Source organism: Celeribacter sp. PS-C1 (assembly GCF_019429625.1).
In the GTDB taxonomy this organism is placed as follows: Bacteria; Pseudomonadota; Alphaproteobacteria; order Rhodobacterales; family Rhodobacteraceae; genus Celeribacter.
Window position 1 is genome coordinate 223,632 of record NZ_JAHXRW010000004.1, and the last position, 15,724, is coordinate 239,355.

The following is a 15,724-nucleotide window of genomic DNA, read 5'->3' on the forward strand; positions in this document are numbered from 1 at the left end:
CTCCAGCCGGGGAGACAAATCTGATTGCTGAAACCCTCTGTCGCGGGATCAAAAATTCTCTATCTTCGGCGCTCTGAGGCTCCCTGCGGGCGTGAACCCTAAAAATGTCCCGTAGAAAGACAGTTCTTCCTCCAAGGATTGTCGTATCGTGTCGGCTTTGCGAAAGCCGTGACTTTCCCCCTCGTAGAACTCATAGGCCAAGGGCAGCTTGCGCGCGTTCATCTCGTCGATCAACACATGTGCCTGCTCCGGCGGCACCACCGGATCGTTCAACCCCTGAAAGAGAATGATCGGGCACGCGATATCACTCGCATGGAACAGCGGTGATCGGGCGCGAAAGAGCTTTGATGCCTCCGGGTATGGGCCCACCAAAAGCTCCGCGTAATGCGCTTCGAGTTTGTCGGTGATCCGGGCAATCATTTCGAGATTAGAAATCCCGTAATAACTCGCGGCAACACTTAGCAAATCCGTGAAAGCGGCCAGAGCCAAGGTCGTATATCCGCCCGAACTGCCGCCGCGCGAGATGATCCGGTGCGGGTCAATCGCACCCTCTTGCGCAAGGGCTTTGACAACCGCGACGCAATCCTCGACATCGACCTCGCCCCAACGTCCATACATGTCGCGGCGATAGCTTCGCCCAAAGCCGGTGCTTCCGCGATAATTGAGATCGGCGACCGCAAAGCCTCGGCTGGTGAAGAACTGAATGGTCAGATTGAGACTGGCGGAGGCCGCCGCTGTTGGACCGCCATGGACCAAGAGGATCAGAGGCGGCGCCTCGTCTTGCATGCCGTCATAGCGACTATTGCAAGGGGCGTAGTAAAACGCATGTGCGGTCGCATCCCCATCGGGTCCAGTCGGGAATGTCTTAGACTTAGGGATCGAAATGCAGGCTTGAACAGTCTCTTCCAACGCAGGTGCCGTTTCGCGTAGACGCTCAAATTCGCCGGTTTTCGGGTCGAGCAGAATAAGGGCTGCTGGCTCCTGAAAAGACCCGCCGAGAAAGACGACGCGATCCTGAACAACATGCAGATAAGCGATGTCTGTGAAAGGGCAATCGACCTTTTCCGTCTCTCCGGTCTCCGGGTCAATGCACATCAGTGACCAAATTCCCGCCTCAGTCATCGCGGCGATGATCCGACCATCCGGAAGAAAATCGAAACTGGAGCCGCCGAGACGCCAAGGCGGGGCCCCGAACTCCGCAGGACGTTCCGTGATGGGCTGAAGCGTTCCCGAGCGCAGCTCACAGATATTGAGCCAGCGCTCGCCCTCGATTTCGACCTGATCCGAGAGCGCGCACAAAGTGCCTTCGGGGGACCATGTCGGCTGTCCGATCGCATCGTCCGAATAGCGCATCAGCTTTTTCAGAACCGGATTGAGGGTCGCGTCGATCTCATGGGCCGGCGCTCCGGCCACATGGGTGACGTCCCGAAGTTCGCCAGATGGGTCGACCTTGGCACACCAAAGCCGCGTGCCCTCCCATGGCATCGACGGATAGGACCACGACACCCAAGCAAGCTCAGTTCCATCGGGAGACAGGCGCGGCGCGGCGTAAAAGTCTTCGCCCTCCGCCAGAATGCGCGGCGCCTTAATCCCATCAAGATCCAGCGCGACGAGACTCTGACGCGGTTGCCCGTTTGTCAGCACCGTCTGCTCTTCCATGACGCAATAGACGACGCGACGATCCGGATCGATTTCGTAATCCGCATAACTCGCCGCCGCTGGTGGCGTGATCGGGACAGGCACCTCGCCCACGTCCATTTTGTGGACTCTTTGATCAGAGGTCTTTGGAAAGGTCTCGGGTGAGAAGTGCGTAAACACGACGGTGCCGTTGCGCACCCCCATGGCCGCGCCGCCATAAGAGTTCACCAGCGCGCGCGCATTGAACCAGCGTGGCAGAATATCCTTCTGAGCGCCATCAGGAGTCTGACACATGATCGCACTGCGCCCCCCCTGATCCGGGCGCGTCTCAATCCAGTAGATCGTATCGCGATCCACACAGACCTGTTCGATTTTCCGGCTATCCTCGACCAGCATTTGAGCAGAAATCGGGGACTCCCATGCGCCGTATGGGCAATGTTCAACACCAGTGCGCATAGTCCCTCCCCCCGAGCTCCAATCGCAACCACCTGATTGATATGCAAAACGCTACAGACAGAGGTGCTTTCGAGCAAGACCAAGCCCCGAAAGCCGCGCTTTTGAGGGGTGTTTTTTTAAATACGTTAAAAAATGTGCCGTTTGTGACCTGACTTTTATGACATCAGACGCATTAAACCCGCCGTGACTTGGCCGGTCATACAACCACCCATCAAGCGCAACGGCTGCGGAAACCGGACGGATGGGAATGTTTAAACAGGAAAGGACGCTCCGAAAAGCGCCCTCCCCTGTTTCGCTTTAATGACGGAGGCGCGCTCTTTAGCGCTCGCCCCGCACATAGGCCGCGCCAAGCGCCGCCGGCAACTTCGCATTACGTCCGGCAATCAGCAGGACAAGCATCACGGCGACAAAGGGCAGCATCTGGACCACATCGGTCGGGATCGCGACACCTGCAACCTGAAGCGCCGTCGCCGCCGACAGGCAGGCCCCGAACAGGACCGCGCCAAACAGAACCCAAAGCGGACGCCCGCGCGCCAACATCGCCAAGACGATACCGATGAAGCCGTTGCCATGCGTCATGAAAGGCACAAAGACACCCGCGCCAACGATGGACATAAAGGCCCCGCCGAGACCGACCATGCCGCCACAGGCCAGAACGGCAAAGCTCCGGATTGCCAGCACGTTTTGCCCGGCGGAATCCAGCGCCGCAGGTTTGTCCCCTGCCGCCTGCACAGCAAGTCCAAGATGGGTGCGGCGGTAGACATAGACGAGGATCGGCACGAGAGCGACGGCGAGATAGACCACGGGTTCGCGGTCAAACAGCGCCGGCCCGATGATCGGAATATCGGCCAAACCGGGGATGCGCCATGTGGCGACATCCGACAGCCGCGGATAAAGACGGCTGAACTGCACATGATGCAAAAGCGCCGTGGCACCTTCGGCCCCGAGCGTCAAAGCGATCCCGATGACAATCTGGTTGAGGCCCATACGGACGCAAAACAGCACCATCAAGGACGAGACCAAGAGGCCCCCTAAAATGCCGCCCAGAAACCCAAGCCCCGTGCTTTCGGTGGCCCAAGCGATGTAGAAGCCGAGATAGGCGCCGCCGAGCATCATCCCCTCAATGCCAACGTTGAGCACGCCAGCCTTTTCCGAGAGTTGTTCGCCGAGACCCGCGAGCAAGAGAGGCACGCCGGCGGCGGCAATCCCTGCGATCAGGGCGATCAGGAAAGTATCCGTGAACAGGGTCATATCAGGCTCCCGCTTTCTGGCGCTTGGCGCTGTAGTATTCGGAGACCGCGAGCATCACGAGCAGGATGCCGATGGTCACAAGAGTAAAGTAGTTTGGCACACCTGTGCGCCGTGCCGCACTTTCGGCCCCGATCGAGAGGATTGAGAACAGCCCGACAAATCCGATCGCCGCAAAACCGTTGAAGCGCGCAAGGAACACCAAAGGCACGATGGAGAGCGAATAGGCCGGATTCCAATCGGCCCGCACGTTGCCATATTGGCCGAGGATCGCTACGCCGCCCGAGAGCCCTGCGAGACCGCCCGAGATTGCAAAAACCATGACGGTCAGAAGCGGCACCGCGAGGCCCGCGTGCACCGCGGCGCTCGCATTGCCGCCGACCACCCTAAGACGGAGCCCGAAGGCCGTGCGGGTCATCACGAAATGCACCGCCAGAATGGCGACCAAACCAATGATCAGCCCGCTGGAAATCGTCGTGCCGAAGAGCGTTGGCAAACGGTCCTCGACCGCCAGCGTCCGGGTCTGTGGCACCGTGGTGCTCGGGTCCAGAAAGACGAGTTTCACCAGAACCGAGGCGAGCGAAATTCCGAGGAAATTCATCATCAGCGTTGTGATGATCTCGTTGAGCCCCTGATAGGCCCGCAGAAACGCAGGCAATAGCGCCCAAAGCCCCCCGAAGATGGCCGAGATGGCCGCCCCCGCCAAAAGTCCGAGCCAGACCGGCACATGTGGTGCCATCAAAGGTGTCGCTGCGGCACAAAACACCGCCCCGACAAGAAATTGCGCGTCGCCGCCCAAGTTCCAGATCCCCGCCCGAAAGGCGACAATCAGAGAGGCGGCGATCAGCAACAAAGGCCCCATTCGGGTCAGCGTCGCCTGCACGCCGGTCGGCGACAAAAGTCCGCGCCCGAAGACATATCCGTAGTAGGAGAACGGATTCACTTTGAGGATCAAAAGGATCACGCCCGAGAGGATGAAGGCCATCAGCACCGGACCGAGGCTCATCAACAAGACCCCCGCGATGCTGCGCAGTTTCTGACGCATCTCGGTGGTTTGAACCGTGTCATCTGTCATGGTTTGAGTGTTCATTTTTCTGCCCCGCTCATCAGCGCCCCAATTTTATGGCGTGCGCCGTCTTCATTCTCGACAATGCCGGCGACCCGGCCCTGATCCATCACCGCGATGCGGTGACTGAGCTCCAGAAGTTCATCGAGTTCGGTGGAAATCAGGATCACGGCAGCCCCGCTCTGCGCCGCCTCGCGAATGCGCATCTTGGTCGCCGCAATATTTGCGAGATCAAGCCCATAGGTCGGCTTCTCGAAAATCACCACACGCGCGGCGCCCGCAAGCTCACGCGCCAGAAGCACCTTCTGGATATTGCCGCCCGAAAGTTTTCCAACGGGCGTGTCGATCGATGGCGTGCGAATGTCGAATTCCTTGACCTTCTGGCGCGCATTTTCGCGGATCGCCTCGGGTTGTTCGATCCCGCCACGCCAATAAGGCGTCTGGCCGATTTCTTTCAGCAAGAGATTGATCGACATCGGAAATGTCCCGACCGTCCCTTCGCCGAGCCGATCGTCGGTGACGTATCTGAGGCCCTTTTCCCGGCGTTGCCCGATGGTCATTTTGTCAATGTAAGCGCCATCCAGAATGATCCGACCATCAGAGACCGGCGCCTGTCCGGCAATCGTCGAGGCCAGTTGCTTTTGACCGTTGCCATCAATTCCGGCGATGCCGAGAATCTCCCCCGGCCAGACCTTGAACTCGATATTCTCAAGCGGCACACGGCCCGATTTGGCATAGAGCGCCAACAATTCGAGCGTCGGCTTCGCGGATCGGTCCACCGTGGTCGCGTCGGGACGATCCCGTTCGCCAGTCGAGGCCTCGCGGGTGCCGAACATGAGCTGCACCACCGCATTCGTCGCCTCTTGCGGGTCAAGCGATTTGAGCTCCTCGGGGGAAAGCCCGCCAACCTTCTTGCCCAGACGCAGAACCGAAACCCGGTCCCCGTAGGCCACGGCCTCGTTGAGCTTGTGGGTGATAAAGACCACCGCCATCCCTTCGGCCGCCAGACGACGCATCAACTCGCCAAGACGTGCCGCATCATCGGGCGTGAGCATCGCTGTCGCCTCGTCGAGGATCAGAAAGCGCGCGCCGCGCATCAAGGCACGGGTGATTTCCGCTTGCTGGCGTTCGCCAAGCGAGAGATCCCCGGTCAGCGCCATGGGATCAAGGCGCACACCAATCCGCTCGGCGGCTGCGTTCATCACCTGGGCGGTGCCTTCGCGATCCGGCTTCTGCCACCACTTCCGTCCGAGCGTCGCATTTTCAACCAACGTCAGACTCGGCACCAACATTGAGTGCTGGAACACCGTGGAAATCCCGATCTCAAGCGCCTCCCCCGGCGAACCGATCGGCTTCTCAACCCCGTCGATCAAAATACGTCCGTCATCGGGCTGTTGCAGCCCGGAGAGCATGGAGACCAAGGTCGATTTTCCGGCGCCATTTTCCCCGAGAAGCACATGCACCTCGCCAGCGCGGAACTCCATGTCGATGCTGTCATTGGCAATGATGCCCGGATAGCGCTTGGTCACCCCTTCAAAGGTGACAATCGGCGGGGCCTCCGTGCCGGAGGGAATATCGGTTGCGCGGGGATGTGCGTCTAACATGTTAGTCTCCAGTGTTGAGGACGGGCCCCGAAGGCAGGGCCCGCCCGTTTTCTTTCGCGGAGGAACGTCCGCCTGGCGTTACTCGCCTGTCACCAAGGCATGTACAGACTCCGCGTCGAAATGCGGCTCAACCACGACCTCGCCGGACACGATCTGATCTTTCACGGCCATGACTTCGCCCCAGATGTCTTCGGGGATATGCGGGGATTTCAACAGAGCAACGGAACCGTCCTCAAGGTTGATGCCATAGTTGCGCGTGCCGAATTTGTCAGCGCGTATATCTTCGATCATCGCCTCGTAGACCGGGGTCAGATTCCAGAGCACGGAGGACAGGAGATACCCCTTGTCGATCGGAGTCTTGTCACCGATGACGTCGATGAACATGACCTTGCCACCGTCAGCAGCCGGGGTCGTCTCAACCGCCTGAAGCATCCCGAAGGACGAGCCGTTCCCCTGGCCAAAGATGATGTCGGCACCAGCAGCGATCAGCGATTCGGTGACGCGTTTGCCACCAGCCGCATCGGAATAGGCAGCCGGCCCGATCACCGCATAGCGGATGACCAGTTCAGGATTCGTCGCCTTCACACCCTCGGCAAAGGCTGCGGACTGCGAGTTCCACGACGGCGGCTCACCGGAGGTTACGATGCCGACTGTGCCCGAACGGGTCATCTTCGCGGCCAGAACACCGGCCAGATAAGCCCCCTCGTGACCGGAAGCGGTGTAATCCACGACGGACCCTTCGGTCAGCGCACTCGGACTGTCGACGATTGCCACTTTGACACCCGCCTCTGCCCCAATCTCGGGAGCGGCCGTGTTGTAGCCGCTGGCATGGGCGACGATCAGCCCCGGCTCTTCTTCGGCCAGTTCACGCAGGGTCGGACGCACATCGCCGTAGCCAAGGTTTTCGGCCACGATCACTTCGACACCAAGCGCCTCACCGGCCGCCACAGCGCCGTCGATCCCTTGTTGGTTCCAGCCGAAATCTGTGCCCGTCTCTGGCGTCAGAATGGCCAGAGAGGTGATCTCCTCGGCCAGCACAGCCGTGCTCATCCCGGTCGTAAAGGCAAGCGCGGTCATCAACCGCAATGCGCCCTTCGTGGTCTTTGTCATCATCATATTTCGCTCCATCTGTTGACAAATTTTGTTTTTAGCTTTCCGTTTCCGTCGCACTCGCCCTGCTTTCGCCCGGCGAATTTCTTTCCCCCAATCGAGGATTCCATCGTGTCCCATCTCATCCGCTCGCTTGTGCCCGCCACCCTCTGCCTGTCGCTCATTGGCGCTTCCGCCATGGCACAAGGGCACGGTCCGACACCCAAGCGCGGCACCGAGGGGCTCGCTCCTGTGGTCTTTGATGTCGCCAACACCGGTGAGGTGGAATTGTCCTGCACGGCGAAATTGGCGCATTGGTATTCTTTGGAACTCGGTCGCGCCGCACATGGCGTTTCGCTGTCCGCCACCTTCTGGTCGAACCCCGAGACGGGTGAATTTTTTCTGCTCAATCCGATCGGCGACCAGATGCCGGTCGAACGCCTCTGGTGCGGCGTGAGCGGCCGAAGCTGGGAGACGCGTTTCGAAATGCCCTTGGCCCGGACCGTCGGCCAATCTGAGACAGATCTCATCTTTGACTGCGCGGCACAGCCGAAAGGCGCCGTTCCCGAAGACGTCACCGAAACACGGTGCACCACACGCTGACGCAGGTCAGCGCCCCCATATTCCTCTCCGGGCGCCTTGCCCAACGAGGAGGATGGCAACAAGACGACAGCATCTCCGGCCATTGGCCGGTTTTGCGCGTGTCTCGGGTCCAGCACTCTCTGGTTCACCATTGTCTTCCCTGAAAATATCGAACGCGCAGCGCGCGCCCTGATGTGCGTGTGCCTGTTGACCTGTCTGCCATCTCTCTAAGGAGCGATCAGCCGCCGGGCGATCCCGACCAAATCAACCGATTTCGACTCAACCATACCGGCAACCAAATTACCGTCAACAAATCTCAACCGTTTTATTGGTTGTTTTTAGCACACCCCTTCAACCACCAGAGCAAAAGCACAAAATTCAGACAGATGGTGAACTTTTCCCTTGATTTAGAGTGCTTTTTCATCGTTTTGAGAAAAACCCGGCGCCAAACCTGCCGCTATTCTGAGCAATCTTCCATCGTGAATTCGAAAACTTTGTCTCAACCATTTTTTTTGGTTGCACTCTCTTGGTTGACCGATCTAGCGTGACTCATCACTCGGCGATCCGACATGCACCGCGTCTCGGATAACCACGCCACCCGCAACAGGGACTTCAGGAGAAGCTATGACAGTGCAAGAAACATCCAAGACCGCGAGCAAACCCGCGCACCGGCTCAAAACCGGCGCCGAGTTCAAAGCCTCGCTCGACGACGGTCGCAACATCTGGATCGGCAAACGCAAACTCGACAAAGTGACAGATGAACCGGCGCTCGGCGCAGGTGTCGAACTGCTGGCTGAGATGTTCGATGACCAGTTCAAGCCGGAATTCGAAGACGCGACCACATATCTCGATCCCAAAACCGGGGAAGTCGTGAGCCGCGCCTGGCAATTGCCGACCACGGTCGAAGAACTCGCCGATCGCCGTAAGATGATCGAATACACCAGCCTCAAGACCGCTGGCACCTTTGGGCGTCCGCCGGATCTTTCCCCAGCCATCGTCGCAGGCCTCATGGCCTATCAGGATGTTTTCAAAGAGAAAAAATCCATGATTGACGGATGTAATCCGGACTTCGCCGAGAACATCGAAGCCTATATGGACTTTGGCCGGAGCACCAACCTCACCGCCTCGGAGAGCCTCGCAGGCCCGCAAACCGACCGCTCAAACCCGAAGGCGGCCGAGATGGCCTTCCTCCGCGTGACCAAGGCACAGGCCGACGGCATCTATGTCTCGGGCGCGAAAACCGTGGGCTCGATCGCGGCGCAAGCCAATGACATCTTCTTCACCAACCTCGGCGGTCTGACCACCACCCCGCCGGAGGCCTGTGTCTGGGGCGCCGTCCCGATCAACGCCGATGGCATCACCATGATCTCCCGCGAGATGGTGTCGCAACCGGGCGCCAACAAGTTTGATCACCCTGTGTCTTCCATGGGCGAAGAAGCCGACCAATTTATCGTCTTCGACAATGTTTTCGTCCCGAAAGAGCGCATCTTCAACCTCGGCGACCCGGATGGCATGTCCTGGTATGGCCGTGCCACGGTCTTTGCCCACTGGCATGTGCTTACCCGTATGGCCGTGAAATCCGAGCTGTTCGTGGGCGCGGGCCAAATGGTCCTAGACGTCCTTGGCACCGGCAAAATTCCGGCCGTTCAGCAGATGCTCGGTGAGTTGATCCAGTATTCCCAGACGCTGCGCGCCTTTGTCGTCGCCGCTGAAGCCAAGGCAACACAGCTGCCGTCCGGTGTCGTAACCCCCGATGTCTCCATGCTCACCGCGGGTCGCCTCTACTCGATCGAACATTATCCGCGGATCATCCACATCCTGCAAGAAATGTGCGGTCAGGGTCTGGTCATGCGCTTCGGCAAAGACGCGTTTGAGAACCCCGAAATTGGTCATTACCTCAATGACTTGCTTCCGGGTCACGGCGTCTCCGCCATGCAGAAAGAACTGTTGATGAACTTCATCTGGGACATGACTAGCGGCTCTTTGGCCGGTCGCGTCGCGCTCTTTGAGAACGTCAACTCCTCGCCTGCCCCGCGCCTGCGCGCCCGCCTCTTTGACGAGGTGAGCCGCGAGAGCTTTGTCGATCAGGTGAAAACCATCGCAGGTATGGACTGGTAATCGGTCCTCACGGGCGCGCCTCGCCCCCTCTTGGCGCGCCCCTCAACAGCAAGAGCAGACTTATGACCGACTTCCCTCTCGTAGACGCCTTTTACGCTGCGTATAATCGCCATGATGCGGATGCCGCCACCGCCCTTTATGCACTCGAAGGGCGTCACGACGAGATCGCCATGGGCAAGTCGCGCAGCGGGCACGACGCCCTGCGTGACGGGTTGAACGGGTTCTTCAGAATGCTCCCCGATGTATCATGGACCCCGCGTGAGAGCGTGCGCTCTGCTGAACACATCGCAATCTTCTACTCAATGACCGGCACGTTTACGCCACGCCCGACAGAGGCCCAGCCCGCTCCCGCCCCCAAAGCGGTGGAGCTGGACGGAATGCATCTGTTCAAATTTGACGGCGATGAGATCGTGCTGACGCAAGACTACTGGGACAAAGACCAGTTCATGGCCCAGATCGGATAAGACATGCTAGACAATTACGACAGGCTCGACGCCACCGCGATCGCCGAACTGGTGAAGAGCGGTGAGGTCAGCGCGAAAGAGGTTTTCGAGAGCGCCATGGCGCGCATTGAAAAACTCGAACCGCATCTCAACACCATCGTGCATCCGCATTTCGATCTGGCAGAAGCCGATATTGATGCAGGCCTTCCCGACGGCCCATTCAAGGGCGTGCCCTTTCTCGTCAAAAACACCGGCATTGCCGTGCGCGGCATGGAAATGTCGACGGGTTGTCGTTTGTTCAAGGGGCATGTGGATCAGACGGACTGCACGCTTGTGGCGCGCTACCGCGCCGCCGGCATCACCATTCTGGGCAAATCCAACACGCCCGAATTCGCTCTGAGCTTTGCGACCGAGCCACGCGAATTCGGCGTCACGCGAAACCCCTGGAACCTCGCACATGGACCGGGCGGCTCCTCCGGCGGCTCAGCGGCAGCCGTTGCCGCCGGTCTCGTGCCCTTTGCCAACAGTTCCGATGGGGCGGGATCGACCCGCCTCCCCGCCGCGCATACGGGCTTGTTCGGCTTCAAACCGAGCCGGATGCGCAATCCTTTGGGGCCGGTTGCGGTCGAAGGGATCGCAGGCATGTCGACGCCACATGCGCTCACCAAGTCGGTACGCGACAGCGCCGCATTACTGGATATTTCCGGCGGCGCGGATATTGGTGACCCCTACGCCCAGCCCGCGCAGACCGAGAGCTACCTCGCTTCGGTTGCACGCGATCCGAAACCTCTCAAGATCGGGCTGACACTTGCCTCGCCGCTCGGCACGCCGGTCGATCCCGAGATTCTCGCGCGAACGGAAGAGGCGGCCAAACTCATGGAGAGCCTCGGCCACCATGTCGAGATCGTTGAAAGCGCCGGCTATGATGCGCAAGCGCTCAAGACCGCATGGCAAGTCATCCCCGGCGTCAATGTCGCCAGTGCCGTTCTGGCGCGCGGCAAGGCGCTTGGAATCAGCGACCCGATTGCCGAACTTGAACCCGCCAATGAGGAATGGATCCGCAAAGCGCTTACGCTGATGGGCATGGACTATCTTGCCTCGGTCAACCAGCTTCACGCCACTGCGCGCGGACTTGGACAGTTCTTTGAGCGGTTCGACATTCTGATGTCTCCGACAAGCGCCGAATTGCCGCCGAAACTCGGCATCATGTCGAGCCAGTCACAGGGACTCGATGCGTTCTATGACCAATTCTGGGCGCACAGCCCCTTCACCTGCGCCTTCAACGCCTCCGGCTTCCCGGCCATGAGCCTGCCATTCGGACTGTCGACATCCGGCCTGCCAATCGGTGTGCATTTCGGTGCGGCACTGGGCGGTGAGAACCTGCTTTTCTCGCTCGCAGGCCAATTTGAACGCGCAGCGCCCTGGGCTGACATGCGCCCCGACCTTTCGGAGTTTCTCTCATGAGTGATCTGATCAAACTCGACGCCACCGATCTCATCGCAAAGGTGTCCTCGGGCACCGTGAAACACCGTGACGTGGCCGAAGCCTATCTGGAGCGGATTGCCGAGAAAGACGGTGCAATCGGAGCCTATATCCATACCGACCCCGACCTCGTCCGCAAAAGCGCGGATGCGCGCGACAAGGCCGAAGCGGGTCCGCTCGCGGGGCTTCCAGTGGGCGTGAAGGACGTGATCGACACGGTGGACATGCCGACGGGATATGGCTCTGAAGCCTATGCCGGGCGGCAGCCCTATTGGGATGCGCCTTGTGTGGCGCAGTCCAAAGCGGCTGGCGCATTGATCATGGGCAAGACCGTCTCGACGGAATTTGCCATGGCCAGTTCAGGCAAGACCCGCAACCCGTGGAACCTCGCGCACACGCCGGGTGGCTCCTCGTCGGGCTCCTGTGCCGCCGTGGCTGCGGGCTTGGCGTTGATGGCTTTTGGCACCCAAACGGCCGGTTCTATCATCCGGCCCGCCTCCTTCTGCGGCGTGGTCGGCTACAAACCCACGTTTGGACTGCTCGAACCGGCCGAGGTCAAGGTTCTGGCCCATTCTCTTGATACGCTCGGGTTGGTGACGCGCAATGTGCGCGATGCGGCGCTTGCGGCCTCCGTGCTTGCCGGGAGACCGTCTCTCAAATTGCCCGAAGATCTCCCTGCGGCGCCGAAAATCGGCCTGTTCCGCACCCCGCCCTTTGACAGCGCAGATCCCGCGACCGTAGCAGCGCTTGATCTTGCGGTCCAACGGATTGAGGCCGCCGGCGGCTCCGTGGTCGAGATCGACGTGCCTGAGAGTTTCATCACGACCCACGCTCTGCATCTCGCCATCATGGGATGGGAGGTCACGCGCGCCCTGTCCTTTGAGCGCACCGTGCTCTGGGATCAGCTCACCCCCGTAACGCGCGATTTCCTGACCGAAAAAGCGCTGGTCGATGCCCCCGCCTATGACGCCGCCTGCGCCGCGCTGCCCAAGGTCGCAGCCGAACTGGCGGAGGCCATGACGGACGTCGATGTGCTCTTGGCCCCCTCGGCGCCGGGCACCGCCCCAGAAGGATTTGCAAGCACCGGCGCACCGATGTTCAACACGCCTTGGACGCTGCTTCACATGCCCGCTCTGAGCGTTCCGGCGATTGTCCACGACGGTCTTCCCGTTGGCGTTCAAGTGATCGGGCGGGTCGGCGAAGACGCTAAAACATTGGCCATGGCAGCCTTTGTCGAAACCTGCCTCGATGCACCGCGAGAACTTCAATGAAGGGACAAAACCCACTTGAACGCCTGAGCAGCCAAGACGTGCGCCAGAGCCTGCAATGGGCGGCGCTTCTGGCGGCGGCCATCGGGCTTGCCACCCTGCTCGGGCTCATTCACTTCCCTGCGGCGCCGCTTTTGGGCGCGATGATTGCGGGCATCGCGTTTGGCGGCAGCGGCAGCCATCTGCGCGTGCCCCGCCCCGCCTATGTGTTGGCTCAGGGCGCTGCGGGTGTCTTCATCGCCACCTCCATGTCCCCGGCCATTTTGGTGGATGTCGCTCAGGACTGGCCACTTTTGCTGGCGATGACCTGCGCCACGTTGTTTGTTGCCTTTAGCATCGGCTGGGTTCTGAACCGAACGACCGGAATTTCCGAGGATGTCGCGGTCTATGGCAGCCTGCCCGGCATGTCTGGTGCCATGGTGATCATCGCCAACGAACGCGGTGCAGACGCTCGGATCGTGGCCCTCATGCAATATGTGCGCCTCGCTGCCGTGATCCTGTCCGTCGCCCTGTTCGCCGCGCTCCTGCCAGACAGCCCCGAAGCCAGCCTGCCGCCGCGCGACATCTCACCGCTCTCTCCGATCCTCGCCCCGCTGCTTGCGGCGATCTCTCTGATTGCCGTCAAGATCAAACGCCTTCCGGCGGCGGGCATGCTCATTCCGCTGATCCTTTGCGCCGTGATCGAAGCGACAGGCCTTTTGCACCTCCATGTGCCAAACCTCATGATCCTCGCCACTTTCGGCATCATCGGCCTCGAAGTCGGGCTGAAATTCACGCGCGAAGTGCTGGGGCACGTGATCCGCCTGATCCCGGCCGTCTTGGTTTCGACCGTGATGCTCATCCTGATCAGCGCCGGGCTGGGACTGCTGCTCTATGCGTTCACAGACATCGACATCAAGACCGCCCTTCTGGCCTCTGCCCCCGGCAGCATCGAAACCGTTGCTCTCGTGGCGATCGCCACCAAGGCCAATGTCGCCGCCGTTATCGCCTTTCAAACGGTGCGGATGTTCACCGTCGTATTGTTTGGCCCATTTCTCGTAGACCTGCTGATGCGTCTGCCGATCTGGGCCTTTCCCGGAAAAACCGCTTCACGGAGAGAAACATGATCATGCCAATGGTTTATCCTCAAGCCGACGCCGTCGAGGGCCTCAAGGCCGCCATGCGCGCCTACCCAGCAGGCGTTACCGTCATCACCGCCGGAAAGGGTGAGGCGCGCCGCGGTCTCACGGCCACGGCATTTACCTCGGTCACGATGGAGCCCCCGACCGTGCTCGTCTGCGTCAACCGCAATGGAGAAGCGCATCGGGCGATCACCGAGAATGGGCATTTCTGCGTGAATATCCTATGCCAAGAGGCCCTCGACGTCGCAGAAAGCTTTGCCGGAATGACCGGCAAGACCGGCGCCGACCAATTCGAAGGGTTCGAATGGGTTGAGACCAACGTCGGCGCCCCCGCTTATGCGTTTGCTCAGGCTTCGGTTGCCTGTGAACTCAAAGAGGCGATTGAAACCGGATCACACAGCATCTTCATCGGGGAGGTGCGTGAAGCCGCACTCAACCCGGACCGCCAACCGCTATTGCACTACAACCGCGGCTTCCACGCCGTCGGCGCCGTCAGATAAAACAGGAGCCCCCATGTCCATCAGCAACGCAGATTTTGTCCTCGCGTGGAAAAACGTGTTGGAACAATGCCAACTCAAGCCCGGCGAACAAGTGGCCATCCTGACCTCAGACGACAGCAATATGCAGATCGTCGAATGCGCGCGCACCGCCGTGGGTCTTTTGGGCGGCATCATCACCATGATCAACCTGCCGATGATCAATGGCGACAAGGCCCTGTCGCGTGACAAATCCGGCTATGTCGGCCAAACCACCCAGCTTGGCCTTGGGGTCAACACTGCGGCACTTGCGGCCCTGAAGGCCTCCGATCTGGTGATCGACACGCTTCAGCTGCTCTTTTCCCACGAACAGGAAGAGATCCTGAAAACCGGCACCCGCATGTTGCTGGCGGTCGAGCCGCCGGAGACCATGCTGCGGATGATCCCCTCGCCCGAAGCGAAGAACAAGGTCATCGCGGCAAACAAATACATGGAACCGGCAAAAGAGATGCACGTCACCTCGAAGGCCGGCACCGATTTCCGCTGCAAACTCGGGCAATATCCGGTGCTGTTGCAATATGGTCTGGCGGACGAGCCGGGTCGCTGGGATCACTGGCCGAGCTGCATGATCGCCCGATGGCCCGACGAAGGCTCTGCCGAAGGCACCATCGTCATTGACGAAGGCGACATCCTTTTGCCGTTCAAGCGCTATGCGGCAGACAAAATCTATCTCACCATCGAGAAAGGCTTTGTCACCAAGATCGAAGGCGGCTGGACTGCGGAATACATGAAGAGTTTCATGGACAGCTTCAACGATCCGGATGCCTTCGCCATGGCCCATGTCGGTTGGGGGCTTGAGAATCGTGCAAGCTGGACGACGCTTGGGCTCTATGACCGCGAAGCGGCCCTGTCGATGGATGCGCGCTGTTTCGCCGGGAACTTCCTGTTCTCGACCGGTCCGAACACCGAGGCCGGTGGCAGCCGAGACACGCCCTGTCACATGGATATCCCGCTGCGCGGCTGTTCGCTTTCTCTCGATGGCGTGCCAATGACCAAGGATGGCGTTGTCGTCCACGACTGAGATTTTCGACGACAGTACATACAAAAAAGGCGGCCCTTTGAGCCGCCTTTTT

General features: G+C 60.0%; 13 protein-coding genes. 8 read left to right on the forward strand and 5 right to left on the reverse strand.

Annotated elements, in window-relative coordinates:
• Nucleotides 1-48: 48 nt before the first annotated feature.
• The 5 genes from J5Y17_RS07885 to J5Y17_RS07905 form a co-directional block, all read right to left on the reverse strand.
• Entirely contained in the window at nt 49-2,094 is a 2,046-nt protein-coding gene (locus J5Y17_RS07885; protein WP_219784690.1) for a prolyl oligopeptidase family serine peptidase, read from the reverse strand.
• 318 nt (nt 2,095-2,412) lie between these two features.
• Complete coding sequence (locus J5Y17_RS07890; RefSeq protein WP_219784691.1) at nt 2,413-3,345, reverse strand: ABC transporter permease; 933 nt, start codon at nt 3,343-3,345, stop codon at nt 2,413-2,415.
• A gap of 1 nt (nt 3,346) precedes the next feature.
• The gene (locus J5Y17_RS07895; RefSeq protein ID WP_219784692.1) at nt 3,347-4,432 is read right to left on the reverse strand and encodes an ABC transporter permease; all 1,086 of its coding nucleotides are present in this window, start codon (nt 4,430-4,432) and stop codon (nt 3,347-3,349) included.
• On the reverse strand, nt 4,429-6,012 hold the full coding sequence (locus J5Y17_RS07900) for an ABC transporter ATP-binding protein (protein ID WP_219784693.1): 1,584 nt from the start codon (nt 6,010-6,012) through the stop codon (nt 4,429-4,431). The genes J5Y17_RS07895 and J5Y17_RS07900 overlap by 4 nt, the downstream gene beginning before the upstream one ends.
• Nucleotides 6,013-6,090: 78 nt before the next feature.
• Nucleotides 6,091-7,128, reverse strand: coding sequence for a BMP family protein (locus J5Y17_RS07905; RefSeq protein WP_219784694.1), 1,038 nt, complete (start codon nt 7,126-7,128; stop codon nt 6,091-6,093).
• Nucleotides 7,129-7,233: 105 nt separating this feature from the next.
• Between J5Y17_RS07905 and J5Y17_RS07910 the strand changes: the two genes are divergently transcribed.
• The 8 genes from J5Y17_RS07910 (at nt 7,234) to J5Y17_RS07945 (ending at nt 15,672) form a co-directional block, all read left to right on the forward strand.
• Nucleotides 7,234-7,704, forward strand: a complete 471-nt coding sequence (locus tag J5Y17_RS07910; RefSeq protein WP_219784695.1) for a hypothetical protein — start codon at nt 7,234-7,236, stop codon at nt 7,702-7,704.
• A 603-nt stretch (nt 7,705-8,307) separates the two neighbouring features.
• Complete coding sequence (locus J5Y17_RS07915) at nt 8,308-9,801, forward strand: 4-hydroxyphenylacetate 3-hydroxylase N-terminal domain-containing protein (RefSeq protein ID WP_219784696.1); 1,494 nt, start codon at nt 8,308-8,310, stop codon at nt 9,799-9,801.
• Nucleotides 9,802-9,863: 62 nt separating this feature from the next.
• The gene (locus tag J5Y17_RS07920; RefSeq protein WP_219784697.1) at nt 9,864-10,265 is read left to right on the forward strand and encodes a nuclear transport factor 2 family protein; all 402 of its coding nucleotides are present in this window, start codon (nt 9,864-9,866) and stop codon (nt 10,263-10,265) included.
• A gap of 3 nt (nt 10,266-10,268) precedes the next feature.
• Nucleotides 10,269-11,708: an amidase gene (locus J5Y17_RS07925; protein ID WP_219784698.1), complete on the forward strand. Its 1,440-nt coding sequence runs from the start codon at nt 10,269-10,271 to the stop codon at nt 11,706-11,708.
• Nucleotides 11,705-12,997, forward strand: a complete 1,293-nt coding sequence (locus tag J5Y17_RS07930) for an amidase (RefSeq protein ID WP_219784699.1) — start codon at nt 11,705-11,707, stop codon at nt 12,995-12,997. Before J5Y17_RS07925 ends, J5Y17_RS07930 begins: the two co-directional genes overlap by 4 nt.
• Nucleotides 12,994-14,100 (forward strand): AbrB family transcriptional regulator, encoded by a 1,107-nt coding sequence (locus J5Y17_RS07935; RefSeq protein ID WP_219784700.1) that lies wholly within the window; start codon nt 12,994-12,996, stop codon nt 14,098-14,100. The genes J5Y17_RS07930 and J5Y17_RS07935 overlap by 4 nt, the downstream gene beginning before the upstream one ends.
• Entirely contained in the window at nt 14,097-14,615 is a 519-nt protein-coding gene (locus tag J5Y17_RS07940; protein WP_219784701.1) for a flavin reductase family protein, read from the forward strand. The genes J5Y17_RS07935 and J5Y17_RS07940 overlap by 4 nt, the downstream gene beginning before the upstream one ends.
• A gap of 13 nt (nt 14,616-14,628) precedes the next feature.
• Complete coding sequence (locus J5Y17_RS07945) at nt 14,629-15,672, forward strand: 2,5-dihydroxypyridine 5,6-dioxygenase (RefSeq protein ID WP_219784702.1); 1,044 nt, start codon at nt 14,629-14,631, stop codon at nt 15,670-15,672.
• Nucleotides 15,673-15,724: the final 52 nt, after the last annotated feature.